Source organism: Paenibacillus sp. FSL P4-0184 (genome assembly GCF_038004625.1).
GTDB lineage: Bacteria > Bacillota > Bacilli > Paenibacillales > Paenibacillaceae > Paenibacillus_AQ.
In genome coordinates, this window is record NZ_JBBORN010000001.1 from 2,086,279 (window position 1) to 2,111,653 (window position 25,375).

The 25,375-nt window shown below is 45.6% G+C and carries 22 protein-coding genes and 4 rRNA genes; 2 read left to right on the forward strand and 24 right to left on the reverse strand.

Annotated elements, in window-relative coordinates; genetic code table 11:
* Positions 1–154: 154 nt before the first annotated feature.
* Both MKY52_RS08975 and MKY52_RS08980 read right to left on the reverse strand, forming a co-directional pair.
* Complete coding sequence (locus tag MKY52_RS08975; RefSeq protein WP_341050972.1) at positions 155–925, reverse strand: TatD family hydrolase; 771 nt, start codon at positions 923–925, stop codon at positions 155–157.
* Positions 926–1,036: 111 nt separating this feature from the next.
* Positions 1,037–2,314 (reverse strand): HD domain-containing protein, encoded by a 1,278-nt coding sequence (locus MKY52_RS08980; RefSeq protein ID WP_341050975.1) that lies wholly within the window; start codon positions 2,312–2,314, stop codon positions 1,037–1,039.
* Positions 2,315–2,618: 304 nt separating this feature from the next.
* On the opposite strand from MKY52_RS08980, the gene MKY52_RS08985 reads away from it, so the two are divergent.
* Positions 2,619–2,873 (forward strand): AbrB/MazE/SpoVT family DNA-binding domain-containing protein, encoded by a 255-nt coding sequence (locus tag MKY52_RS08985; RefSeq protein WP_042123095.1) that lies wholly within the window; start codon positions 2,619–2,621, stop codon positions 2,871–2,873.
* A gap of 324 nt (positions 2,874–3,197) precedes the next feature.
* Here MKY52_RS08985 and rsmI read toward each other — a convergent pair whose 3' ends face one another.
* The 10 genes from rsmI to MKY52_RS09035 all read right to left on the reverse strand — a co-directional run bounded on the left by rsmI (position 3,198) and on the right by MKY52_RS09035 (position 10,912).
* Positions 3,198–4,112 carry a 16S rRNA (cytidine(1402)-2'-O)-methyltransferase gene (gene rsmI, locus MKY52_RS08990; RefSeq protein ID WP_341050977.1) on the reverse strand — a complete coding sequence of 305 codons (915 nt, stop codon included), beginning with the start codon at positions 4,110–4,112 and terminating at the stop codon, positions 3,198–3,200.
* Positions 4,109–4,882 (reverse strand): tRNA1(Val) (adenine(37)-N6)-methyltransferase, encoded by a 774-nt coding sequence (locus tag MKY52_RS08995; RefSeq protein ID WP_042183822.1) that lies wholly within the window; start codon positions 4,880–4,882, stop codon positions 4,109–4,111. The genes rsmI and MKY52_RS08995 overlap by 4 nt, the downstream gene beginning before the upstream one ends.
* Positions 4,883–4,958: 76 nt before the next feature.
* Positions 4,959–5,324 (reverse strand): DNA replication initiation control protein YabA, encoded by a 366-nt coding sequence (gene yabA / locus MKY52_RS09000; RefSeq protein ID WP_042123089.1) that lies wholly within the window; start codon positions 5,322–5,324, stop codon positions 4,959–4,961.
* Between the two features lie 31 nt (positions 5,325–5,355).
* Positions 5,356–6,156: a PSP1 domain-containing protein gene (locus MKY52_RS09005; protein ID WP_042123087.1), complete on the reverse strand. Its 801-nt coding sequence runs from the start codon at positions 6,154–6,156 to the stop codon at positions 5,356–5,358.
* A gap of 139 nt (positions 6,157–6,295) precedes the next feature.
* Positions 6,296–7,270 (reverse strand): DNA polymerase III subunit delta', encoded by a 975-nt coding sequence (gene holB / locus MKY52_RS09010; protein WP_042123085.1) that lies wholly within the window; start codon positions 7,268–7,270, stop codon positions 6,296–6,298.
* 117 nt (positions 7,271–7,387) lie between these two features.
* Entirely contained in the window at positions 7,388–7,831 is a 444-nt protein-coding gene (locus tag MKY52_RS09015; protein WP_341050978.1) for a YaaR family protein, read from the reverse strand.
* A gap of 49 nt (positions 7,832–7,880) precedes the next feature.
* Complete coding sequence (locus MKY52_RS09020; protein WP_042183817.1) at positions 7,881–8,210, reverse strand: cyclic-di-AMP receptor; 330 nt, start codon at positions 8,208–8,210, stop codon at positions 7,881–7,883.
* Positions 8,211–8,333: 123 nt separating this feature from the next.
* A complete protein-coding gene (tmk, locus tag MKY52_RS09025; protein WP_042183814.1) occupies positions 8,334–8,975 on the reverse strand; it encodes a dTMP kinase in 642 nt (213 codons plus the stop codon).
* The gene (locus MKY52_RS09030) at positions 8,976–10,517 is read right to left on the reverse strand and encodes an aminotransferase class I/II-fold pyridoxal phosphate-dependent enzyme (protein ID WP_341050980.1); all 1,542 of its coding nucleotides are present in this window, start codon (positions 10,515–10,517) and stop codon (positions 8,976–8,978) included.
* Between the two features lie 209 nt (positions 10,518–10,726).
* Positions 10,727–10,912: a sigma factor G inhibitor Gin gene (locus MKY52_RS09035; RefSeq protein WP_042123074.1), complete on the reverse strand. Its 186-nt coding sequence runs from the start codon at positions 10,910–10,912 to the stop codon at positions 10,727–10,729.
* 208 nt (positions 10,913–11,120) lie between these two features.
* Here MKY52_RS09035 and MKY52_RS09040 point away from each other — a divergent pair, with 208 nt between their 5' ends.
* Positions 11,121–11,645: a hypothetical protein gene (locus tag MKY52_RS09040; RefSeq protein WP_341050983.1), complete on the forward strand. Its 525-nt coding sequence runs from the start codon at positions 11,121–11,123 to the stop codon at positions 11,643–11,645.
* A 72-nt stretch (positions 11,646–11,717) separates the two neighbouring features.
* On the opposite strand, the gene MKY52_RS09045 is transcribed toward MKY52_RS09040, so the two are convergent.
* The 12 genes from MKY52_RS09045 to rrf (MKY52_RS09100) form a co-directional block, all read right to left on the reverse strand.
* A complete protein-coding gene (locus tag MKY52_RS09045; RefSeq protein ID WP_042183800.1) occupies positions 11,718–12,131 on the reverse strand; it encodes a hypothetical protein in 414 nt (137 codons plus the stop codon).
* Between the two features lie 256 nt (positions 12,132–12,387).
* Positions 12,388–12,504: ribosomal RNA gene (gene rrf / locus MKY52_RS09050) — 5S ribosomal RNA — on the reverse strand.
* Positions 12,505–12,632: 128 nt separating this feature from the next.
* Positions 12,633–15,561 (reverse strand): 23S ribosomal RNA (locus MKY52_RS09055).
* A 233-nt stretch (positions 15,562–15,794) separates the two neighbouring features.
* Positions 15,795–17,352, reverse strand: a 16S ribosomal RNA gene (locus MKY52_RS09060).
* The 16S, 23S and 5S rRNA genes sit together here, the layout of an rRNA operon.
* 468 nt (positions 17,353–17,820) lie before the next feature.
* Entirely contained in the window at positions 17,821–18,972 is a 1,152-nt protein-coding gene (locus MKY52_RS09065; protein ID WP_341050985.1) for an amidohydrolase family protein, read from the reverse strand.
* A gap of 2 nt (positions 18,973–18,974) precedes the next feature.
* Positions 18,975–20,033 (reverse strand): pyridoxal-phosphate-dependent aminotransferase family protein, encoded by a 1,059-nt coding sequence (locus MKY52_RS09070; protein ID WP_341050986.1) that lies wholly within the window; start codon positions 20,031–20,033, stop codon positions 18,975–18,977.
* The gene (locus MKY52_RS09075; protein ID WP_076287055.1) at positions 20,030–20,803 is read right to left on the reverse strand and encodes an ABC transporter ATP-binding protein; all 774 of its coding nucleotides are present in this window, start codon (positions 20,801–20,803) and stop codon (positions 20,030–20,032) included. The genes MKY52_RS09070 and MKY52_RS09075 overlap by 4 nt, the downstream gene beginning before the upstream one ends.
* Positions 20,794–21,561, reverse strand: coding sequence for an ABC transporter ATP-binding protein (locus tag MKY52_RS09080; protein ID WP_256716449.1), 768 nt, complete (start codon positions 21,559–21,561; stop codon positions 20,794–20,796). The genes MKY52_RS09075 and MKY52_RS09080 overlap by 10 nt, the downstream gene beginning before the upstream one ends.
* Entirely contained in the window at positions 21,558–22,424 is an 867-nt protein-coding gene (locus MKY52_RS09085) for an ABC transporter permease (RefSeq protein WP_341050988.1), read from the reverse strand. Before MKY52_RS09085 ends, MKY52_RS09080 begins: the two co-directional genes overlap by 4 nt.
* Positions 22,421–23,410: an ABC transporter permease gene (locus tag MKY52_RS09090; RefSeq protein ID WP_042183789.1), complete on the reverse strand. Its 990-nt coding sequence runs from the start codon at positions 23,408–23,410 to the stop codon at positions 22,421–22,423. Before MKY52_RS09090 ends, MKY52_RS09085 begins: the two co-directional genes overlap by 4 nt.
* Positions 23,407–25,029 carry an ABC transporter substrate-binding protein gene (locus tag MKY52_RS09095; protein ID WP_341050989.1) on the reverse strand — a complete coding sequence of 541 codons (1,623 nt, stop codon included), beginning with the start codon at positions 25,027–25,029 and terminating at the stop codon, positions 23,407–23,409. The genes MKY52_RS09090 and MKY52_RS09095 overlap by 4 nt, the downstream gene beginning before the upstream one ends.
* Before the next feature lie 154 nt (positions 25,030–25,183).
* Positions 25,184–25,300: ribosomal RNA gene (gene rrf / locus MKY52_RS09100) — 5S ribosomal RNA — on the reverse strand.
* Between the last annotated feature and the right edge of the window lie 75 nt (positions 25,301–25,375).

Here is a 25,375-nt window from a genome sequence, read left to right on the forward strand (position 1 = left end):
AGATGATATCCTGTTTTGATGCATGTTGTAAAGGACGATTCAACCACGTTTACGCAAAAATATGGTTAAAATATTGTAATATTCAGCCGTTTTTATATTAAAAAAGTTTAATATATCGGCCATTCTCTATTTTTCGCCTGTTTTGCTCCCGTTTTCACTGAATCCCAAATCGTTCCAGTGCGTTCGCATACGTTATTTTAGCCAATTCTTCCCATGTTAACCCTTTAATTTCAGCTGCTGCCTCTGCTACAAGCTTCACATGAGCGCTCACATTTCGCTTCCCGCGGAAGGGGTGTGGAGTCAAATATGGAGCATCGGTTTCGATCAATAATCGGTCTAGTGGGGTCTGCGCAAGCACTTCTTTTGGCACTCTTGCATTTTTGAACGTAATGGGTCCTCCAAAGGATAAATGAAAACCAAGATTCAAGCACATTTTAGCTGTTTCCCAGCTTCCTGAGAACGAGTGCATCACGCCTCCAACCTCATTTGCTTTTTCCTCCCGTAAAATCCGTACAACATCCTCATGGGCATCACGATCATGAATACAAATCGGCATATTTAGTTCACGGGCTAGTCCAATTTGCTTGCGAAAAACTTCATGTTGCACATCCTTGGGAGAAGTATCCCAGTAATAATCCAGTCCGATTTCACCAATAGCCACTACTTTTTTATGACTGCATAGAGAAGCAATCCAATCGAGATCTCCTTCTTTCATATCAATCGCATCCTGAGGATGCCAACCCACTGCCGCATAAATATAATCATAAGATTCCGCCAGCTTCATCGTTGAGGGAATCGTCTCCCGATTAAATCCGATATTAATCATCTTGCTAACTCCTGCTTCTACAGCACGAGCGATAACTTCTTCGCGATCCTCGTCGAATTGAGGTGCATCCAGATGCGTATGTGTGTCAAACAGAAACATTTTAACCCTCACTCCTTGTTCTTTTTTAAATATAAGACAATATAAGTTTCAAGCTATCCGTTATATCTTATATTTCTACTCTTCTTGTCAAAAATCCCATATTTTCTTGTATTATTTTGCAAAAATCTCTGCAATAGAACCAGGCAATCGAGTATTTCTCAACTTATCCTGAGGAAAATAAAGATGATATCTTCCACGGTGAATGCCGCTAATAGAACGCACAATATCCGACACCTCTGAAATTTCCCGCAGATGATCATGCCGATCAAGCAGCAGAATTTGTTTATTGTCAAAAGCTTCTCCCGGACGGAACACATCATAGGGCAGATCTGTCGGAAAATCAATCTCCAAATCATATTCTGGGTGAAGTCCGGCTGCCGCAAAACTGCTGCGAATTTCAGTAATCATATCTGTATCGAGATTCTCCACCTCTACATATTTATACAGTTTACGATGAATAAAACGGGTACACAAGTCACTTAGGAGCTCATCTTTCTCAAGCGTCCACTGCATAAAAGCCGTCTGTACCAGTGCTTCATCTAGCATTAAATATTGCTTCACTGTCACCTCACCACGGAACAAATCCTCCAGCGGATTAATCATGAAACTAAAATTGTACCCCTCTTGGAAAAGCTCCTTGGCTCTACGGAAAATTTGTCGCAAAATAATCTCTGAGCTACGTGTCACCGGATGAAAATAGACTTGCCAGTACATTTGATAACGCGACATTAAATAATCTTCAATGGCATGCATTCCCGATTCTTTTACAACAATTCGACCATTATAAGGACGCAGCATTCTTAAAATCCGATCAATGTCGATCGTTCCATAGTTTACACCTGTATAGTACGCATCACGCAGCAAATAATCCATGCGATCAGCATCTAGCGGACTGGAAACCAGATTTACAACAATTTCATGCTCATAAGTTTTAGCGATTACAGAGGCTACTTTACGAGGAAAATCCTCCTCCACATCACGCAAGATCTCAGTAATCTCTGTGTCCTCCAGAATAATTCGACAAGTCCAATCCTCATGATTCATTTCAAAAGCTTCTTCTATAGAATGGGAAAATGGACCATGTCCGAGATCATGCAGCAAGGCCGCACACAAGGTGAGCAGACTTTCTTCAGGAATCCAATCCTTATACCCGCTTCGTTCAAATTGCGAAATAATTCTACGTGTAATTTCGTACACCCCTAGGGAATGAGAAAACCGACTATGCTCTGCGCCATGAAAAGTAAGATACGAGGTACCCAGCTGGCGAATTCGGCGTAAACGCTGAAATTCCTTTGTATTTATTAGTCGCCAAATAATAGTATCCTGCACGTGGATATAATTGTGAACCGGATCTTTGAAAACCTTTTCTTCTGTGAGCGGCTGCTTCATGAGATCAACTCCTTTATTAAATTTAATATGATTTTAACCAATATAAGTATATAATAAGTAATTATGTCGTACTTTGTCGAATAGTGACGTTTTTAGTCTTGGTAAATCGACAAAGTTTATTTTTTCACTTTTTTTAGAATTCGTGATTGTTATAGGGAATTCAAAGTTTTCGTGAAAAAGCACTTATTTAACAGATGAAAAAAGGTTGACTGTTTTGGGAATCGTTGGTATTATAAATATCATAAAACAGTGAACAATGTCGAATAATGACGTTTTTGGAACATTGAGAGGAGTAACGATTGTTATGATGAAATCAACAGGAATTGTAAGAAAAGTAGACGAACTTGGACGGGTAGTTATTCCCATTGAATTGCGCCGTACTCTTGGCATTGGTGAAAAAGATGCACTTGAAATTTACGTTGATGGTGAGCGCATTATGCTTAAGAAATATGAGCCTGCCTGCATTTTCTGCGGCAACGCTGAGAACGTAACTTACTTCAAAGGAAAAATAGTTTGTCATGAATGCATTTCTACTATCCCTACCCCTGTGACAAACTAAAATAAATAGTATATAATAGAACTAATCAAATTGTTAATTCTAACCTTTTCATATCTCCTTGACCTCCCGTGACCACGGGAGGTATTTTTTTTCTGCAATCACCTGTGTTTCCCGCCCCAAAAGGTGTCTATAAGGATTTACTCCCCCATGACACCTAATAATGATGGGTAATGCGGTGAGAGCATGAAGTAAAACGAGTTTTACCATGATCTGGTATATCTTGGGCTTCCTTTTGGGAACCACCTTCAGGCTAGAATCTCGTCAGCTTCGTAATACCCCTCCGTACCTGGTTAACCTCTTAGAATTAGAATCCGTCAATGACACTTATTGCTGCTCCGCTTTATCCAGAAGTGCGTTATAAATATCCCGCTTTGACACACCACGATCAGAGGCTGCTTTTTTCATAGCTTCTTTACGCGGCATATCTGCTGCTTCGTAATGAGCAACATGTTCTTCAATACTTAACTGGCGCCACCAAGCCGATTCCGCCATTTCTGCATCTTCCTTGCTCTCGCCTTCAACGACGATAACATACTCACCAAGCGGTGGATGTTCAGCGAGCCAATCCATACATTCCTCGATCGTCCCACGAAGAAACTCCTCATATCTCTTCGTCAGTTCACGAGCAAGCACAATTCGTCGATTGCCAAATGCTTCATGGAGATGAGCCAGTGTCTTCACCACGCGATGTGGAGATTCGTAGAACAGTATAGTCCCTTGCGCCGAACGAAGTGGACTTAATACCGCACGGATATCTTTACGTTCTCGAGGTAAGAAGCCGATAAAAGTGAAAGTAGTCGTAGGCAGACCGGAGGCAATTAATGCTGACAAAGCTGCGTTAGCTCCGGGTATAGGAATTACTGGTATACCGTGACTTATGGCAAGGGCTACAAGGTCTGCACCAGGGTCGGAAATGGCTGGTAAACCGGCATCGCTGACGAGTGCCAAATTTTTTCCTTCTATTATATAGCGGATAAGTTCAGGTCCACTGGCAGCCTTATTATGCTCATGATAACTGAACAGCATAGAGGGTGTAATTTCAAAATGGCTCAACAATTTCCGAGTTTGTCTTGTATCCTCAGCTGCAATAATATCGCATTCCTGCAATGTGCGGACAGCACGATAAGTCATATCCTCTAAATTACCGATGGGTGTTGCCACCAAAAAGAGTGAACCGGTTGATTCCTGCTTATGTGTATTGTTATTGTTCTGAAAACTGCTTTGGCATGATATCGTCATGATTTACCCTCTTTAGCACCATAGTAGATGTCCATAATTTCTGGACAGTATTGATTGTCCTCATTATATACAATGAGTGGTGGATGTAAACGAACCTCCGGCTTACCATCACGTATCGCTTCAATTAATACCATATTAGCTTCCAGATGCGCACGTGGATGTACAAAGCGAATAATCTTAGGCTCGAGCCTATATTTTCTCATAAGACTAATAATATCGACCAATCGTTGTGGCTTGTGAACCATACTTACCTTTCCACCGGTGCGAACCAGTCTCACACAGGCTTGAATGACCTCCTCCAGCGTACACCCGATTTCATGACGAGCCATGGCCTGATGAGTGTTCAGCTTGAGGTCACTGCCGTTAAGCGGCATATAAGGAGGATTGACTGTTATTGCATCATATACGCCATGCCCTGCAACTTTATATAACTCACGTAAATCGCCTTCATGGATCACAACCTGATCCTGTAGCCCATTTAGAGCCACGCTACGCCGAGCCATATCCGCTAAACGGGGTTGAATTTCAATCCCTTCTATAGAAGCTTTAGTTCGGGTCGTCATCAAAATAGGAATTACACCATTTCCAGTACAAAGATCCAGGACTCTCCCACGAGGCGGAACGCTGGCGAAACGCGCAAGCAGTACAGCATCCATAGAAAAGCTAAATACTTCGTCACTTTGAATAATTCGCAAGTCATGCGTTAATAAATCATCCACCCGCTCCGTCGGCAACAAAGGAACAGATATATCGTTAAAAGAATTTGTCATGTAGTAATCTCCTAAATGTTTTGTTGAGCTAAATTCAAAAAAAACCGTAGGATCAATCTCCTACGGCTGGATATCCTCATTTATTAAGAAAAGAAAGACAGAACAGACAATCACCTTCCGTGCGTAAATGTCCAAAATAAACATTACAGATGTGAAAGCCTTCATGGTAAAGCCGGGCCAAGTTGTCATAACCTTCCCCGACAACCTCTTCTGTTCCCTCTCCGGCAGCTAAAAGAGCTTCCGCCTCCGCAGAATCTACGGTAGGATCCAAAGGTGCATCCCGCTTTAAAATTTTGCGAAGCTGTTCATTCTCCAGAGTTAACCTCTGATTAGCTTCCATCAGTTCTTTTACCGTCTGTTTCCATTCTCCAAGATTGGCGCGCATCGTTTCCATCTGTGCTTCCATATCCTGCATGTGTGCAAATATATTTTTCTTCTCCAAGTTTCCACCCCGAAAGTAACCTTATAATGGTTTACTTGACGACAACATCATCCATTGGAAGTTCCTTAACTTTGCCCACTTCAAACAACTGTACATGAACCGTACGGCTTCCGGCATTAAGTCCTACTACTTTGCCATCACCCAATGAGGTCACGACAATCTTGCCGACCGCTGGCATTTCTTCCTTTACACTCTCATAATTGTCATGCTCAAATTTCAAACAACACATCAGACGTCCACAAAGTCCTGAAATCTTCGTCGGATTAAGTGACAGGTTCTGATCCTTCGCCATTTTAATGGATACGGGTTCAAAATCCCCTAACCAAGATGAACAACAAAGTACTCGCCCACAAGGTCCAAGTCCACCTAGCATTTTAGCCTCATCACGCACCCCAATTTGCCGTAGCTCAATGCGGGTCCGGAAGATACTTGCTAGGTCTTTAACCAATTCTCTGAAGTCGACCCGTCCTTCGGCCGTAAAGTAAAATATAATCTTATTACGGTCAAAAGTAAACTCTACATCGACGAGCTTCATTTTGAGACCATGGTCGCGTATTTTATTTAAACAGGTGGTAAAAGCCTCTTTAGCAGCCCCTTTGTTCTCTTCAACTACGCGTGCGTCGGTTTCTCCGGCAATACGCATCACTTTTTTGAGGGGCAAAACTACGTCGGATTCTTCCACCTCTTTTTTGCCTACGACAACTTTACCGTATTCAACCCCACGTGCTGTCTCCACAATAACATATTGATCCCGTTCAATCGGAAAATCAAGTGGATCGAAATAATATATTTTACCCGCTTTTTTAAAACGGACACCTACTACGCTGTACAAAAATTAACCCCCTTGTTTGCCGGTAAAAGGAACCTATGGGCATGTCCGCTCCCTGATGATCCATGCTTGTCCTTCCTCGTCTGTTAAAACGATATTTCCAGGTAAAGCGACATCCGGAGGATATATCATAACTAATCCTTTAACTTTCCAGTCGGATTAAAAACTGCTCCAGACACAACTGGGCATTGGCATTGGATCGCAGCTTCTTAGTGCTCTCTGCAGCAAATCCCATATAAGCCACCCATTGTTCCGCACTCCGCTCACGGGCATGCCTGGAAATAAAGTCTAACTGATCTATGAAAACGATACTCTCATGCTTACGATACAGGAAGTAAAGCATATCTTTAAACCACAGATGGAACATGCTGAAGAAGATATCCAAATGTTCAGCGAGTCCGGTCTTGAACAGCTTCTGCCCAGCAGTTGCTACAGCGGAGCTGCCCTTGCCTAAGGACTCCTTAGCTAATTGTAACATTACATTTCTCATTTCTGCAAACCAATTCTGTTCCAAAAGTTTCCTGCAACCATCAAGTCCTGAACTAAGTGATACTGCACATCGAGCTAAGGGTATGGGAACGCCCTCACTTGCCAGAGCTTGGAGCATAATATCCGGGTTTAACGGACTAAATGGAATCCGCTGAGTCCGCGACTGAATTGTTGGCAATAAGGAACGGCTATTATCAGAAATTAAGATTCCAACAGCCGGAGCTGGTGGTTCCTCCAGAAATTTCAGCAGACTATTGGCAGCTTGTACCGTCATTTTGTCTGCTCCATCTATAATATAAACTTTCGGATTCACACCCTCTGACCGATAGGAAAAGACGCGCTGCAGCTCACGGATTTGATCTATTTTAATACTTGCTCCATCTGGCTGCAGCAGTGACAAATCAGGGTGGTTTCCATGCTCTACTTTGCGGCACTCCAGGCATTCCCCACAGGCATCGTCCTTGCTCTGGGTACAAAATATAGCTTGGGCAAACATCAGCGCCGTTTTCATTTGTCCACTGCCTGCCGGCCCTGTAAATAAATAAGCATGACTCACAGCTTCTTTGCGCAAGGCATTTTGGAGTAGCCGCTTGGCGTTCTCCTGGCCTACTATATCATGAAAAGGCATAATTTCCTCCCAAAACTTTCAACCATAAACGCCTTTAGCGTCCTTATAAGGACGGTAAGTGTTTAATCGAGAAATATAAGGCTAAAGTATAGTGTAAAGCATATACTTTCTTATATTTTAAAAAGAAAGGTTGATTAACAACCCACGGATTTCTCCAACGCGTCCTAACAGATCGATCCGGCCTTGCTCACTATTCAGCAAATCATCTGCCATTGATAGCAAAGCCGAATCAATTTCCTCAAGCAGCTTGTAACGCTTGCCACGTCCACGTCGATCCCATCCGCGTGTTTCCTTCAGAATGACACCTCTTCGAGCCGTTTCCTCCAGAAATCTTTTGATCATCATCCGGTAGATGGTAAGCTCACGAATCGTCATAGACTTAGATAAACGATCGCCTTGAGACTGTATTTCTTTGATCTGGCGATTCAGTTCATCTTTGGTTTTCTGCTCACTTTGCTGCTGAAAAACATCAGAGAACGTTTTTTGCTGAACGGGTTTGTTAGCCCCTTCTGTATTTGGCATCTCACTCTTCAAGGGCCTATACCCCGGATTGATCTTCAAAGGTTATCTACCGCCCTTTTTATAAATGGCTTGCTAATCTATATTATACTTAATAATGTTCAAAACGATCTACAGGAAGTACGAATACAGTAGCTCCACCCACTTGTACCTCAACAGGAAGTGGCAAATACGAATCCGTTGTTCCACTCATCGGTGTTACAGGAGTGACTAACTGCTCACGCACTTTACAGCTGTTTCGGATCACGGTCAATACGGATTCAATCTGACTGTCTTCTACCCCGATCATAAATGTCGTATTCCCCGCTCGTAGAAATCCACCTGTACTTGCAAGTTTAGTAGCACGGAAATTGGCTTTGACTAGCTCGCTGGACAACCGGTTACTGTCTTTATCCTGGATAATTGCAATGATCAACTTCATCTTCGCATTCCCTCCCAATACTTTTATGGTGTATTACTACTTAGAGTTACTCGTAGTAACCCTTACTTCATAAGCACACGCCTAATTATATGTCACTTCTCTTAGTATATTAGACAAAACACCCTAAAAACCCTTTAATACTCTCTCTTCAAGAGTTCTCACGATATCTTGTTCTACCATATGAATGGGGCGATTAGCATCCAGAACTACTATTCTGTCCGGATTGGCCTGGGCTAATAATTGATAGCCTTCACGGACCTTCTTATGAAAAGAAAGGCTCTCCAGATCCAGACGATTCACTTCCCGTTCTTGATTCGCTGCTATCCGTGACAACCCTATCTCTGGGTCTACATCCAGATAAAAGGTTAGATCTGGCATACGGTTCCCTATTGCAAAACGATTAATACTCCATACCTCTTCTATTCCGAGTCCTCTCGCATGTCCTTGATAAACGAGGCTGCTGTCTACAAAGCGGTCACAGAGTACAGTAAGCCCTTCTCTAAGAGCCGGTTCAACGACTTCGGCGAGATGTTGGCTTCTTGATGCAGCGTATAGTAATGCCTCTGTACGCGCATCCATAGCTGTATGGGCAGGATCTAGAATAATGGAACGAATCTTCTCAGCAATCTCAACGCCACCCGGTTCACGGGTAATTCGATAAGGCATGGACCGGTTCTGTAAATAGGCCGTTACTCTACCTAGTACCGTTGTTTTTCCGGAGCCTTCGCCCCCTTCTAATGTTATGAAGAAACCTTCTTTTCCCACTTATGCTTCTCCGCCCTTCTGAATGTTGTATACCTCAATACGCTGCAAGACCGGATCAGCACAAGCCTGAAATTTGGCGCCTCCTTTGGCTAAACCAGCCAGCCTTCTTTGGATCTGATCTGTGATCACTTCACCCGGATATAATACCGGGATGCCTGGTGGATAGGGAATAACCATCTCTGCCGCCACTCTACCCACGCAATGTTTAAGATCAATACTTTCAATCTCATTCGCTGACACCGGCTTCAATGAGAAGTGGACAGGAGCTGAGAATTGTAAAGGATGGAAATTGTTCCACGTGGAAATATTGCGAGCGCCTGATAAGTCGGGGGCGTTCGGTGATTCGGAAGGTTCCTCCGAATCTATTTCCCGCAGCGCCTGCAGCAAATGATCTGCATCTCCAGCCTTCGATCCAAGGCTAAACAGCAGTACTGCGTGCCGGTCATCGCTCATCTCCGGCACGCAGCCCTTTGCCTCGAGCTTGCGCTGCAGCTCGAAGCCGCTCAGGACCCCGGTGGCGTCATAAATGACGACTTTAAAGGGGTCCTGTGTCACGTACGCCGCCATATAATCAGGCGGCGTATTCGGGTGCAGCGGCTCTGCCGGCTGCACTAGTCCGTAGCGCGGCAGCTCCGCGAGCCCGCGCCGCAGAACGTCCACGGCGGCCAGCCCCGCCGTGAAGGCATCCTTGCCCCGGCTGTGCAGCAGCCGCCGGGCAAGATCCAGCGACGCCATCATAGGATATGATGGGCTGGAGCTCTGCACCATGGCGAGCCGCTGCCGGAGCAGGGCGCGGTTGAGCCGCGGTCCTTGAACATGCAGCATAGCGCCCATGGTCATCGCTGTGAGCATCTTGTGCGTGGACTGCACGACGCCGTCCGCGCCACAAGCAAGTGCCCCGGCTGGCAGCGCCGGGTGCTGCCCGTAATGCGCCCCATGCGCCTCATCCACAAGCAGCGGTACACCGCTGTCGTGACAAATACTCGCGAGGGGCGCAAGATCACTACCCATGCCGTAATAATTGGGCATGGTAACAAGTACAGCTGCGGCTTCAGGATAGGCTGCAAGTGCAGCCTTAACAGCTTCGGCCGCCGGCGCCACTGCCAAGCCGCTGAGTGGATCAATCAGAGGCTCCAGAAAAACAGCACGTACTCCAGCCAACATCAGTCCATGAATGACTGACTTATGCACATTGCGTTGAACAATCATAATCATTCCAGGCTCGGGACAAGCGGTTAGAATAAGAGCCAGATTGCCGGCTGTGCTCCCTCCAACCAGAAAAAAGCTTTCCTCTGCTCCAAAGCAGTCTGCTGCCAACTCTTGCGCTTCCTTGATAACTCCCTCAGGATGATGAAGATCATCCGTTCCGGAAATTTCCGTAACATCATACTTCATTACCTCATCTAAAAAGCCAGCGCCTTCAACGCCCTCATATGCCTCTCCATTCTTATGACCTGGCACATGATATGATCTATTACCCATAATTCTATATTGTTCCAGCATTTCGTATATAGGCGCCCTACAACGTTGTAATTTATTCATATTAAATTCCTTCCCATAGGGTTCCTTCTATTTTAACGTAAATATTCGCAAACGCCTACGCTTCAGTGTAAAAGCGGCCCTATGGACAAGAAAACGGCTCCTCCCGCCTGAAGAACGAGGAAGCCGTGTATTGAATATCACTAATGCAGCCTTCGTATCTTTCATCCAGACCGCTCTCTTAATTGCATCATTTAACAGAGTTACTCTACTTAGGCGTTCTTTTGCAATCCGATCTTCTTCATCCGGCCGATAAAAAAACGGTACTTGGCATCTTCAGCCTCGGTACGTATCATCTCAGCCTCACATTCCTCACAAATAAAATGCGAGACAATCACAATACCTTCCTCTTTTACCTGTCCACAAATGATACAAGCTTGCCCGGTTTGCTGTTCCATAACCATCCCACCTTGACTCTTTTAAGAACAGTATGATACACCTTCTATCATTTTAAACCTTTTCATAGTTTTTTCATATCCTTCGTATCGTGCATTATATATATTCCGTTGCCGTTATATCGGTGAATTTTCGCCGCAGTTTAATAAAATACATCCAATCGCCGATATTAAGAACATACGAATTCACGAGGAGGTTAGACTATAATCTATGGAACCCACTACCAAAGGTGCAGCTACATTCTATCAATATAAACTAATTAAAAAAGTAAATCTAACGGCACGCCTGCTGCCTATTTATATTATGCTTCCCTTATTAGTCCTTGTGCTCGAAACCGTATTTCTTTCCTGGTGGAGCATTCTTTACATAATCATAGCAGCGCCTGTAGCCTTCTGGGTTCAATATGTCATTTCACGCTCAGTTCTTTTAATCTCAGGACACCCCATTTCAAAAAGATGGTCTGTCTCATTTAAACTGCCCTGGTTAGGGTTTATGCCTGATCAACATATTAGTTACCGTATATTCCGTAAAGTACAGCTACATAATTTCTATATCGGTCTTTGTATTGCAGCACTCTTTATTTTCTGGTCACCGCCAGCATTTACTGTATCACTGATCACTTGCCACTTATGGCTCCTAATGCCTCGTCTTTATACTCTGTTCAGACTGAATCGACAGGATCAGGGGGGCATGCTGAAATTCAATCCGACCGATGTATCCTATTACTCTCAATAAAGTGCAGCAGTATAGCTCATATTATTTTCACGTATTAAAAAATAAACCGCCATCCTTAGGGATGGCGATTCTTTATTTCGTCTTAAGGCCTTTAATGGAGGTCTTCTTTTCTTTAGGAATCATCACTACAAAATAATCATCGTGCACTGTTAAATGAACCGTTAACCCATCCTTCAGAAAAACACCCGAAGAATCACTATCATCATCTTCCTGTTCTGTCCATCCCCAGGCTTTAATAGCCTCCAAATAAGGATCCGGAATACCATTCTTCTCCTTTAATCCAGGTAAAGAATAACGTACATAATCCATAGCAACGTTAGTAGTAGTCTGGTCTGGTGAGTTTGCCTCATGGGGGACAGGGAAGCTTTTCTCATTAAGTGCACCCTCAAAAGTATCCCACTTAGGTTCTTTAGCCCCGCAACTTGCCAATATTAAAGTTAAAATACAAGAAATCATTATTAACTTGAATATTTTTAATTGTTTCATGCCTTAAATCCTCCCTACCTCTACAATGCATCTAAAGACACAAGAAAATTCAAAGTTAGAATTTATGAGTAGTTCCTTCGTATTAAAGATCTGCTAACTATTAGCACTTTTCTATTATACTTGTATCCACCGCAGCGTCGGTAACAAAAATGTCATTCCACAGTAACCTATTCTACTGTTATTACTAGCCTTAAATACTTGCATAATAAAAAAAGAAAAAAAGCCACTGCTGATATTATCAACAATGGCTTAATCTGCTTGGCAACGTCCTACTCTCCCAGGACCCTTCGGTCCAAGTACCATCGGCGCTGGAGGGCTTAACGGTCGTGTTCGGGATGGGTACGCGTGGAACCCCTCCGCTATCGCCACCAAACATGCGTCTGTGAAACAGACGCTGCCGCGTGAAATTTCGTTCATCACCAAAAGTGAGAATGAATTTCTTAGCGTGTTACAGGCTTGATGCCTGAAAACTGAATCCGAATTGAATTTACGTTTTAAGTATAGGATAAGCCCTCGACCGATTAGTATTGGTCAGCTCCATGCATTACTGCACTTCCACCTCCAACCTATCTACCTCGTCGTCTTCAAGGGGTCTTACTAATTGGGAAATCTCATCTTGAGGGGGGCTTCACGCTTAGATGCTTTCAGCGCTTATCCCGTCCGTACGTAGCTACCCAGCCATGCTTCTGGCGAAACAACTGGTGCACCAGCGGTACGTCCATCCCGGTCCTCTCGTACTAAGGACAGCTCCTCTCAAATTTCCTGCGCCCACGACAGATAGGGACCGAACTGTCTCACGACGTTCTGAACCCAGCTCGCGTACCGCTTTAATGGGCGAACAGCCCAACCCTTGGGACCTACTTCAGCCCCAGGATGCGATGAGCCGACATCGAGGTGCCAAACCTCCCCGTCGATGTGGACTCTTGGGGGAGATAAGCCTGTTATCCCCAGGGTAGCTTTTATCCGTTGAGCGATGGCCCTTCCATGCGGTACCACCGGATCACTAAGTCCGACTTTCGTCCCTGCTCGACTTGTAGGTCTCGCAGTCAAGCTCCCTTATGCCTTTGCACTCTTCGAATGATTTCCAACCATTCTGAGGGAACCTTGGAACGCCTCCGTTACTCTTTAGGAGGCGACCGCCCCAGTCAAACTGCCCGCCTGACACGGTCCCCGTACCCGGTAAGGGTACTAGGTTAGAACCTAGATACGATCAGGGTGGTATCCCAACGGCGCCTCCACCGAAGCTTGCGCTCCGATTTCTACGGCTCCCACCTATCCTGTACAGATCGTACCCAAATTCAATATCAAGCTGCAGTAAAGCTCCATGGGGTCTTTCCGTCTTGTCGCGGGTAACCTGCATCTTCACAGGTATTAAAATTTCACCGGATCTCTCGTTGAGACAGCGCCCAAGTCGTTACGCCATTCGTGCGGGTCAGAATTTACCTGACAAGGAATTTCGCTACCTTAGGACCGTTATAGTTACGGCCGCCGTTTACTGGGGCTTCGGTTCATAGCTTCGGGTTACCCCTAACCACTCCCCTTAACCTTCCAGCACCGGGCAGGCGTCAGCCCGTATACTTCGCCTTGCGGCTTCGCACAGACCTGTGTTTTTGCTAAACAGTCGCTTGGGCCTTTTCACTGCGGCCCCCTCGTGCTATTCACACTACCGGGGCACCCCTTCTCCCGAAGTTACGGGGTCATTTTGCCGAGTTCCTTAACGAGAGTTCTTCCGCGCGCCTTAGAATTCTCTTCTCGCCTACCTGTGTCGGTTTGCGGTACGGGCACCTTCTCCTGGCTAGAGGCTTTTCTTGGCAGTGTGAGATCATGACCTTCGCTACTGTAATTTTCGCTCCCCATCACAGCCCAGCCTTAACGATGTGCGGATTTGCCTACACATCAGCCTCACTGCTTAGACGGACATATCCATCAGTCCGCGTCACTACCCTCCTGCGTCACCCCATCGCTCATAGCGGATTACGGTGGTACAGTAATTTCAAACTGTTGTCCTTCGACTACGCCTTTCGGCCTCGCCTTAGGTCCCGACTTACCCTGAGCGGACGAGCCTTCCTCAGGAAACCTTGGGCTTTCGGCGGATCAGATTCTCACTGATCTTTTCGTTACTCATACCGGCATTCTCACTTGTATGCTGTCCAGCGCTCCTTACGGTACACCTTCAACCCACATACAACGCTCCCCTACCCCAGATACATACGTATCTAGCCATAGCTTCGGTGGTGTGTTTAGCCCCGTTACATTTTCGGCGCAGAGTCACTCGACCAGTGAGCTATTACGCACTCTTTCAATGGTGGCTGCTTCTAAGCCAACATCCTGGTTGTCTGTGCAACTCCACATCCTTTCCCACTTAACACACACTTGGGGACCTTAGCTGATGGTCTGGGCTGTTTCCCTTTTGACAATGGATCTTAGCACTCACTGTCTGACTCCCGGCAATAAGTATATGGCATTCGGAGTTTGACTGAGCTTGGTAATCCTTGCGGACCCCGCACCCAATCAGTGCTCTACCTCCACTACTCTTATACCGAGGCTAGCCCTAAAGCTATTTCGGGGAGAACCAGCTATCTCCGAGTTCGATTGGAATTTCTCCGCTACCCCCACCTCATCCCCGCATTTTTCAACATGCGTGGGTTCGGGCCTCCAGTGCGTGTTACCGCACCTTCACCCTGGACAGGGGTAGATCACACGGTTTCGGGTCTACGTCCACATACTCAATCGCCCTATTCAGACTCGCTTTCGCTGCGGCTCCGTCTTCTCGACTTAACCTTGCATGTTAAACGTAACTCGCCGGTTCATTCTACAAAAGGCACGCCATCACCCATAGATAGGGCTCTGACTTTTTGTAAGCACACGGTTTCAGGTTCTATTTCACTCCCCTTCCGGGGTGCTTTTCACCTTTCCCTCACGGTACTGTTTCACTATCGGTCGCCAGGTAGTATTTAGCCTTAGCAGATGGTCCTGCTGGATTCATACGGGGTTTCACGTGCCCCGCACTACTCGGGATCCGTCTCGGAGAGAACACAGTTTAGGTTACAGGGCTTTTACCTCTATCGCGGGCCTTTCCAGACCTCTTCACCTACCATATTCCTTTGTAACTCCATGTGAGACGTCCCACAACCCCTAAGAGCAAGCTCTTAGGTTTAGGCTGTTCCGCGTTCGCTCGCCGCTACTGACGGAATCACTATTGTTTTCTCTTCCTCAGGGTACTTAGATGTTTCAGTTCCCCTGGTCTGCCTCTACATCTCCTATGTGTTCAGAGATGAGTAACTGCGAATTACCACAGCTGGGTTTCCCCATTCGGACACCCCCGGATCAAAGCTTGCTTACAGCTCCCCGAGGCAGTTTCGTTGTTCGCCACGTCCTTCGTCGGCTCCTGGCGCCTAGGCATCCTCCGTGTGCTCTTATTAGCTTAACCTTGATTTTTCCTAAGAAAAATCTCACTAATAACATTTACTTGTTTACACAAGTTGCTAAAAGATGTTCTAAAACGCAAATTCGTTTCGGTATCCAGTTTTCAAGGATCAAGTTAAAGATGAGAGCTTAAACTCTCAAAACTGATCAACGAGTGAGCAACAGGCCTAAACCTGAGATTTTGGAAGTTTAACTTCCGATTTGAATGTCTTCATTGCAGAAGACGATTCTCCATAGAAAGGAGGTGATCCAGCCGCACCTTCCGATACGGCTACCTTGTTACGACTTCACCCCAATCATCTACCCCACCTTCGGCGGCTGGCTCCCTTGCGGGTTACCCCACCGACTTCGGGTGTTGTAAACTCTCGTGGTGTGACGGGCGGTGTGTACAAGACCCGGGAACGTATTCACCGCGGCATGCTGATCCGCGATTACTAGCAATTCCGACTTCATGCAGGCGAGTTGCAGCCTGCAATCCGAACTGAGACCGGCTTTGATGGGATTGGCTTCACCTCGCGGTTTCGCTTCCCGTTGTACCGGCCATTGTAGTACGTGTGTAGCCCAGGTCATAAGGGGCATGATGATTTGACGTCATCCCCACCTTCCTCCGGTTTGTCACCGGCAGTCACTCTAGAGTGCCCAACATTACTTGCTGGCAACTAAAGTTAAGGGTTGCGCTCGTTGCGGGACTTAACCCAACATCTCACGACACGAGCTGACGACAACCATGCACCACCTGTCTCCTCTGTCCCGAAGGCCGCCACTATCTCTAGTGGATTCAGAGGGATGTCAAGACCTGGTAAGGTTCTTCGCGTTGCTTCGAATTAAACCACATACTCCACTGCTTGTGCGGGTCCCCGTCAATTCCTTTGAGTTTCAGTCTTGCGACCGTACTCCCCAGGCGGAGTGCTTACTGTGTTAACTTCGGCACCAAGGGTATCGAAACCCCTAACACCTAGCACTCATCGTTTACGGCGTGGACTACCAGGGTATCTAATCCTGTTTGCTCCCCACGCTTTCGCGCCTCAGCGTCAGTTACAGCCCAGAAAGTCGCCTTCGCCACTGGTGTTCCTCCACATATCTACGCATTTCACCGCTACACGTGGAATTCCACTTTCCTCTTCTGTACTCAAGTCACCCAGTTTCCAGTGCGACCTCAGGTTGAGCCCAAGGTTTAAACACCAGACTTAAATGACCGCCTGCGCGCGCTTTACGCCCAATAATTCCGGACAACGCTTGCCCCCTACGTATTACCGCGGCTGCTGGCACGTAGTTAGCCGGGGCTTTCTTCTCAGGTACCGTCACTCCGGTAGCAGTTACTCTACCGGACGTTCTTCCCTGGCAACAGAGCTTTACGATCCGAAAACCTTCATCACTCACGCGGCGTTGCTCCGTCAGACTTTCGTCCATTGCGGAAGATTCCCTACTGCTGCCTCCCGTAGGAGTCTGGGCCGTGTCTCAGTCCCAGTGTGGCCGTTCACCCTCTCAGGTCGGCTACGCATCGTCGCCTTGGTGGGCCGTTACCCCACCAACTAGCTAATGCGCCGCAGGCCCATCCCTCAGTGACAGATTGCTCCGTCTTTCATTCTTCCTTCAGGAGAAAAAAGAAATTATCCGGTATTAGCTACCGTTTCCGGTAGTTATCCCAGTCTAAGGGGCAGGTTGCCTACGTGTTACTCACCCGTCCGCCGCTAAGTTACTTTGAAAGCAAGCTTTCAAAGTAACTCCGCTCGACTTGCATGTATTAGGCACGCCGCCAGCGTTCGTCCTGAGCCAGGATCAAACTCTCCAATTAGTATTGAAAAGAGCGATATGCTCATTTTGAAACATCTGACGAGAAAATTAATTCTCACGATGAAATTTCAAAAGCGTAAAATACGCTGTGAAACTCATCAGTTTTGGATTTCACTTTCGTGATTTCCTACTCACTCGTTGTTCAGTTTTCAAAGATCAAGTTCTCGTTGGCGCCGTTTAATGTCTCAGCAGCAACTCTTATACTATATCATATTCAGCCGTTTAATGTCAAGCTCTTTTTTTAACTTCTTTTTCGAGCTCGGCATGTGTGTTTCTCGGCCAGAAATAGAATATATCATGTATAGAGATTCATTGCAACACTTTTTTTTGAAAGATTTAAAAACCATAAATCATGCATTAATGAATACACTCTATCTTTATATACTGTTGCCTTATATACATTCCATAATATAAAAGAAAAACAACTGAAAAAGATATCAGTTGTTTTCAGAAGATAGCTTAGACGAATCTAAATTAATTCCGCTTCCTTCGCTCCAGTAATTACGGAAACGATACTGTTTCGAAGTATCTCTGCATTATACGCCTGGTATGGATCGACATTGAAAACAACAGCATCTGCAATAAAACCTTCTGCAATCTGCCCCAGCTCGTTACCGCTCCCTAGAATGTCAGCAGCGCTTTTAGTAGCAGACTGCCACGCTTCTCTGCGAGTTAAGCCATAATCAATCAACGTATCCAGCTCTTGAAGGTTATAACCATGTAATGAGGGTGTAGCATAATCTGTACCGAATCCAATACGAACACCTTCTCTTTTTGCATAATTAATGGCTTTAGAATGAGATTCAGCAGCGCGGGCAGCTCGTTCGCAAATGATCGGGTTCAACGCTAGAACGCCTTTCGGATCTGCGGCAATGCGATAGATGGATGTAGTAGGTACAAAAGCTACCTCCGAATTAGCAAGTCTCCCTGCCTGATCTTCAGTTAGAAATATCCCATGCTCTATAGATTCCACCCCGGCCTGAATGGACCAGTCTATCGTCACTCCACCCCAGGTATGAACCAGTACCTTCTTATCATGAGCATGTGCATTACGAACAATGAATGCGAACTCTTCTTCGGAAAAGATCGGATCTACGACTTTTTCGGTGGGCGCCCCAAGACCGCCTGTGGCCATGATTTTTACCCAGCCCGCTCCTGTAGCAAAGATTTGCGCCATCCGTTGTTCCAAATGCTTAATTCCACGGGCATCTGCTGCTCCAAGCATATCGCTGCTGGTATGCACTCTTAAAGGCTGCTGATACTGCTGAACAAGATGCTGCACTGTGCTTGGCACAATTCCGCCTGCATCCCGTACAGTCGTTACACCCGTCCTTAGAGTAGCCTCAAACGCTTGCGCCTGCATGGCTTCGATCTGCTGGGAGTCGCGCTTCAATTGGTCCTCATGATCAAAGTCTGTCCAAGCAAGATGGGTATGGAGATCAATTATACCAGGACTTATCCATAGTTCTGTGCCTGTAGGAGTTGAATTATTTTGTTGCGGCTCCGCTTCAGTAATAGATGAAAAATAGCCATCCTTGATCACAACATCAAATCGTTTACCTTCGATGCCTGCTATATGAATATCCTTGAATGTATGCAGCTCTGGATGCTTATGGATCATCTTCATTCCCCCCAAGCCAGCCGAACAGCATGTAATGCCTGATCAGGGTCTTGTTTCAATAACTCAGTAAGCGTTGATATGGCTTCCTCCACACTTTTCCGAGCAGCATTTGTTCCGAAATGATTGATCCGCAAAAGATGGCCAAATAATTCTCCGTCTCCTGGAGCCACAATGCCTATAGGTTTTTCGATCTGCAAATCTTGCTTTCCAGCAATCCGAACCGTTGTAGTCAGTGTAGAATAATGTCTGCTGTCCTTTTGCCAAGGCTCAAGCCCCAAGGATTCTATACCAGCTAATGTAGCAGCTGCAGCCCTTTCATGACGCTGAATGATTTGCTCCAATCCCTCTTCTTCAATTCGTGTCAAGGCCAGGATCAAAGCTCTAGCCTCTAATGTCGGAATATTTGGAGCAACTCGTAGTGGCGTGGCGCCATTCAGCGAAGGTTTGAGATCCAGCAAGGACAGAATGGAGTTACGCGGTGCATTTTTATTTGACTCAAGAAATTGCCAGCCACGTGGTGAAATACTGACGGCGCTAACACCATTAGGTCCAGCCAAGGCTTTTTGTGCGCCTATCACAGCAAAATCAACTCCCCATTCATCGACCAGTAACGCCTCTCCCCCAACCGCAGAAACTGAGTCCGTCACAGTAATGAGATTGAACTTCTTTGCAATCTTAAATATTTCTTTAGCCGGATTAGAACCACCTGTAACTACTTCAGCCTGAACAAAGGAAAGGGCACAAGGGCTAAACTCTTTAATTGCGGAAGCAACTTGGTCGCCAGTGACCACTTCATCAAAAGGAACCTTTACTTCAATAACCGTTGCTCCTCCCCGTTCAAGCCACTTTCCAAATAGACTTCCATAGGGACCTGTTACTATATTTACAATGGTTCGACCAGGTGCCGCTATTCCTGCAGCCACTGCCTCGATCCCCAGAATTGCCTCAGCTGGGATGATAACTGGTGGATGCTCAGTAAACAAGATTGTAGAAATCAATTGTGTAAGCTTATTGTACTCAGCCACTGAAAGTGGCACATGAACATTATGTTCTGGGCTCATAAGAAACCTCCTGATGTACTTGATTTTGGCATTTTCGGAACCGCCGACAACAGCTCGTAACTGTATTCATGTTTAGGACGGATGAAGAATTGATCCTTCGGGCTCTGCTCCACGAGCTTTCCTTGCCGCATAACTGCTACTGTATCACTAATTGCATTGATAACTCCTAGATCATGGGAGATAAAAAGCATGGTGAGATTAAGCTCAGCTTTCAGCGTATTGAACAGTTCGAGCACACTAAGCTGTACTGATACATCCAACGCGCTTGTAGGTTCATCCGCAATCAGGATGTTTGGTTCAACGCTTAATGCGCGAGCGATCGCTATCCGTTGCCGCTGACCACCAGAAAATTCATGCGGGAATTTATCTAAAGCCTTTTGCTCCAAATGAACCTGGTTCAAAAGCTCTTTACATCTTTGCTCAACGTCTGTACGTCCCACAATTTTATGAAACAATAAGGGCTCGGAAAGAATTTGCCTAATCGAATGCTTTGGATTCAGCGATGCATCAGGATTTTGGAAGATCATCTGGATTATTTTACGCTGCTCACGGCTTCTTTTCTTTTTTAATTCTTGGGTACCTAACAGGATCTTCCCCTCATGCGGAGCAATCAGTCCAGCAATTACTCGCGCCAGTGTAGATTTCCCTGAGCCAGATTCTCCAACTAGTCCAAGAGTGGTGTGCTGCTCAAGATTCAGATTGATACAATCCAGTGCAGTAAATCCGCCATAGTGAACAGTTAAATCTTTTATTTGCAAGGCTAGTTCCATGAGTCTCTACTCCCTTCAAGCTCTGGCAAAGGAAGCACCGAATCAATCAGCATCTGTGTGTAAGGGTCGGATGGATTTTGCAAAATATCAAGGGTAGCGCCATGCTCAACAATCTGCCCTTGTTTCATTACACATAGGCGTGAGCACAAGTTGGCTGCAATCGCGAGATTATGCGTTACAAAAACCATGGCAAATCCCAACTCCTGCTGGAGGTTCGTGATCGTTTCAATAATTTGTCGTTGAACCGTGACGTCCAGCGCCGTTGTCGGCTCATCACAGAGAAGAATACCTGGCTTGCACGCCAGTGCCAAAGCGATGACTACCCGTTGACACTGACCGCCTGACAGCTGACTCGGATATCGATCCTTTTTCTTTAATGAATCAGGGAGACCAAGTCTTTCGAGTAGCTCCAGCGCAATCATTCGTGAAGCCTTTCGACTAACTTTCTGTCTGTAATACACGACTTCAGCCAGCTGATTGACAACCATACAGAGTGGATCAAGCGCACCTCTCGGGTCTTGAAACACCATCGCACTGCTTACGTCACTCTTAATGGTGCCACCTGTCTGTTCAACACCATTTGGAAGTAGTCCCAGAATTGCACGCAGCGTAAGCGATTTTCCTGAACCCGACTCACCTACTAATCCTAGACTCTCCCCTTTGCTCAGCGAAAAGCTAACATTGTTGACTAATCTCTCTTTTGACTTCGCTGCCAGCGATAGTGCGTTTATTTCTAAAATGGGTTCTTTAGACATCATTTTTTCCTCCATATGTCTGCCAAACCATCACCTAGGAGCGACAAAGCTATTCCGGTATACACCACTGCAAATCCTGGGACAGCTGAGAGCCACCAAGCTGTAGTGATGAATGGCTGTCCATCCGAGATCATAGTTCCCCAGTCTGGAGTTGGCGGTGTAATACCGATCCCAAGATACCCCAGTGTAACAATGGCAACAAGCAATCCAATCATGTCTGTCATAAGAACGACCACGGCTTGCGGAAGCACATTGGGCAGCAGATGACGCAAAATAATTTTCACTCCGGGTAGCCCTAAGGTTTGAGCGGATGCCACCCATTCCTGATTGCGAAAAGATGCGCTAAGACCTCTCACTACACGGGCAAAAACAATCCAACCTACAAGGATAAAAGTAATATAAATGCCTCGTTCTCCTGCTCCACTGGCAAAAGCAACGATAATGACGATTAGATAAAAAGGAAAAGCGATCAACGTATCTGACAGCAGCGTAATAACTGTATCAATCCATTTGCCGTAATATCCTGCTAGCATTCCTAGGAACACACCTATGCAAAAGGGAATGATTTCTGCCAAGACCATGATTTTTAAATCAGTCCTCGCTGCATAAATCAATCTAGTAAACAGATCACGTCCCAGCTGATCGGTTCCTAGCCAGTGTTCAGGCGACGGAGGCTGCAGAAAGGCGCTCAAATTTTGCTCGGAGGGATCATAGGGACTTATAAACGGTATGAACACAGTCAAGAGAATAAGAGCTGCAAACATAATCAATCCCACTAGAAGTGAAGGGGTATTCCATATTCGTTTTAAGCCGCTAGTCATTTTACCAGCCTCATACAATCGTGGTTCTAGTCTTATCGTTTTCATTGTTTTCCCTTCGTTCTGGGATCAAGCCACCAAGAAATGATTTCAATCAAGAGACTGATGATCACAACAGCTAGCGCACAGTAAAGTGCTATTCCTTGAATAACCGGAAAGTCCCGTTTCGAAATTGAAGTGAATAACAAGCTGCCAATTCCCTTTATTCCAAACACCTGTTCAACGACCAATGTGCCGCCGATTAGATAAGAAATATTCACACCCATCAGCATCAATGTTGGAAGAGCCGAATTGCGCAGCACATGTTTAAATAAAATAACCCTGCTTGGTATTCCGGCAGCCTTAAGTGTAACTACAAAATCCGATTCTAACACTTCAAGCATCTGTGCTCTTAACGAACGGACCAGCGTAGGAATCTGTGAGAAAGCAACGGTGATTGCCGGAAGGGCAAGACTGTGCAAAGTTCCAATCCACCCTTCACTTACTCCCCCAACGGGGAACCAGCCAAGCCGGACACTAAAGAGCAAAATTAAAAGTAAGCCAACCCAGAAGATTGGCATACCCAAAGTTATTGTAGGAAAAATACGTATTAAATGATCCAGCAGTTTATCCTTATGCGTAGCTGCTACTGTAGCAAGCAGAAGTGATACGAAAATCGCCAACACACACGCCATTACTATGAGCAACAAAGTGACAGGGGCTCTCTGCATAATCAACTCTCTTGTTGATGTACCCATAACAATGGAGTTTCCAGTATCCCCCTGAGTAAATAGTGTCTTCAGAAATCGCATGAACTGCTCCCATAAAGGGAGGTCCAGCCCAAGAGTATGATGCATACTCTTGAGCGCCTCAGGGGTACTGTATTCTCCCAATATCATTTTAGCTGGATCTCCAGGCACAATTCGGATGATGAAAAAGACTGCTATCATTACGCAGCAGATCACTGCCAGCGCCTTTATAAGTGATATCACAAGCCAGTTGTAAGAGTCCTTGCTTCCTCTAGGTTGATTTAACACCTGCTTAAGATTCGTCATTGGCTGAGGCGGACATCTTCGAAACGGGCGCTACCGTTAGGTAGAACAACAAGGCCATCGACTGAAGAACGAATACCTTTCAAAACATCTGGATAATAAAGCGGAATATACGGCACTTCATCAGCAAGTGTTTGCAGCAGCTTAGTATAGATTTGTGCGCGAGCATCGCCGTCCGCTGTTTTTTGGCCCTCATATAGCAGCTTCGTTACTTCATCATTCGTATAATGCGTCCAATATGATTTGCTGAAGCCTTCCGGATCAGTTTGAAAAGCAATAATCGAGTTCGCTTCAGGGGAGTCGGCTTGACCGCTGTTGAGCATTGCGGCGAAATCATATGCAAAAAACCGTTCACGGAAAGTAGCAAGCTCAATCGACTCAATTTCAATTGTAATCCCGATCGTTTGACCCGCTGCCTGAATAATTTGCGCCTCTTGCGCTCTTGTACTATTGCCGGAGGCTACAAGTAATTTGGTAGTGAATCCATTAGGGAAGGCAGATTTAGCAAGCTCTTCCTTCGCTGCCTCGACATTGAAGTTCAGAGCCTTGATTGTATCATTGGAGTTATAAGGAATTGTTGTTGGCAGCAATGAGTTTGCTGTTTGCGCATAACCAAAGGTTAAAGCCTTGGTTAAGCCTTCACGATCAAGCGCCAGAGCCAGAGCACGGCGAACATGCACATCCGAGAAATGTTCATCCAGTGTATTAAAGAACAATTGCTCTGTCACCCAACTACCGTTAGTAATTACTTTTGTGTCAGCTCCATCTTTGATCTCATTGGCATTTTGCAGTGCTAAAGATTCAATAGCGTTAACTTCCCCAGCCTTCAGCTGGTTGATTGCTTGGCTATCGTCCTCAATCAACTTATAAACTAGCTTATCAATATATGGTTTACCTTCTTGCCAGTAGAATTTGTTCTTAGTGAAGGTCAGATCACCCGCTGTATCCCATGATTCAACCACAAAGGGTCCCGTTCCGATAGGCTTCTTAAAGAATTCTTCTTCAGAAACTCCACCAAAATTGTTAGGCAAGATACCATTTGAGAAATTGGATAGCTCTGAGATAAATGGTGTATAAGGCTCTTTAAGTGTAATAACAAGCGTTTTGTTATCCTGCGCCTTAATTGTGCCGACCTTTGCCGATATTGCCAGCGGGCCGCCAACCTTCAAGTGCCGCTCAAGGGAGAATACAGCATCTTCTGCAGTCACATCCGTACCGTTTGAAAACTTTAAGCCGTCGCGAAGTTTAAAAGTATACGTCAGGCCATCCTCACTGATACTATGTGACTTCGCAAGCCAATCTACAATTTCGCCCTTGCTGTCAAAAGCAACTAACGATTCAAATACTTTGTCGATAGCAAAAGCATTGTTGGACGTAATCTGATTATGCAAATCCAATGAGGTTACAGAAGCAGGGCGTCCATAGACGAAGGTTCCTCCTACTGCAGGCTCAGCTATTTGAGGACTCTGAGTTGCTGTTGCTGGACTCGCACTTTCCTGCGCATCTTTATTTGAAGCAGCCTTATTATTAGATCCCGAGCATCCTGCAATTACCATCAATAGCAAAACTGCTATTGCCCCCAACAGAATCGGTTTCTTAATAGATACACTAAAGTACGACATAATTCTCTCCCCCTATAATTCTTATATGTTTAGTATGAATTGTATTATGGGTTAAACACTGTAGTCTGTCAAACATAATTTAATTTGCAACAATCCTTAAATAAATATACACAACAAAAAGACCACTGTCGATTACTCAACAGTGGTCTTGCGTGCTTGGCAACGTCCTACTCTCCCAGGACCCTTCGGTCCAAGTACCATCGGCGCTGGAGGGCTTAACGGTCGTGTTCGGGATGGGTACGCGTGGAACCCCTCCGCTATCGCCACCAAACATGCGTCTGTGAAACAGACGCTGCCGCGTGAAATTTCGTTCATCACCAGAAGTGAGAATGAATTTCTTAGCGTG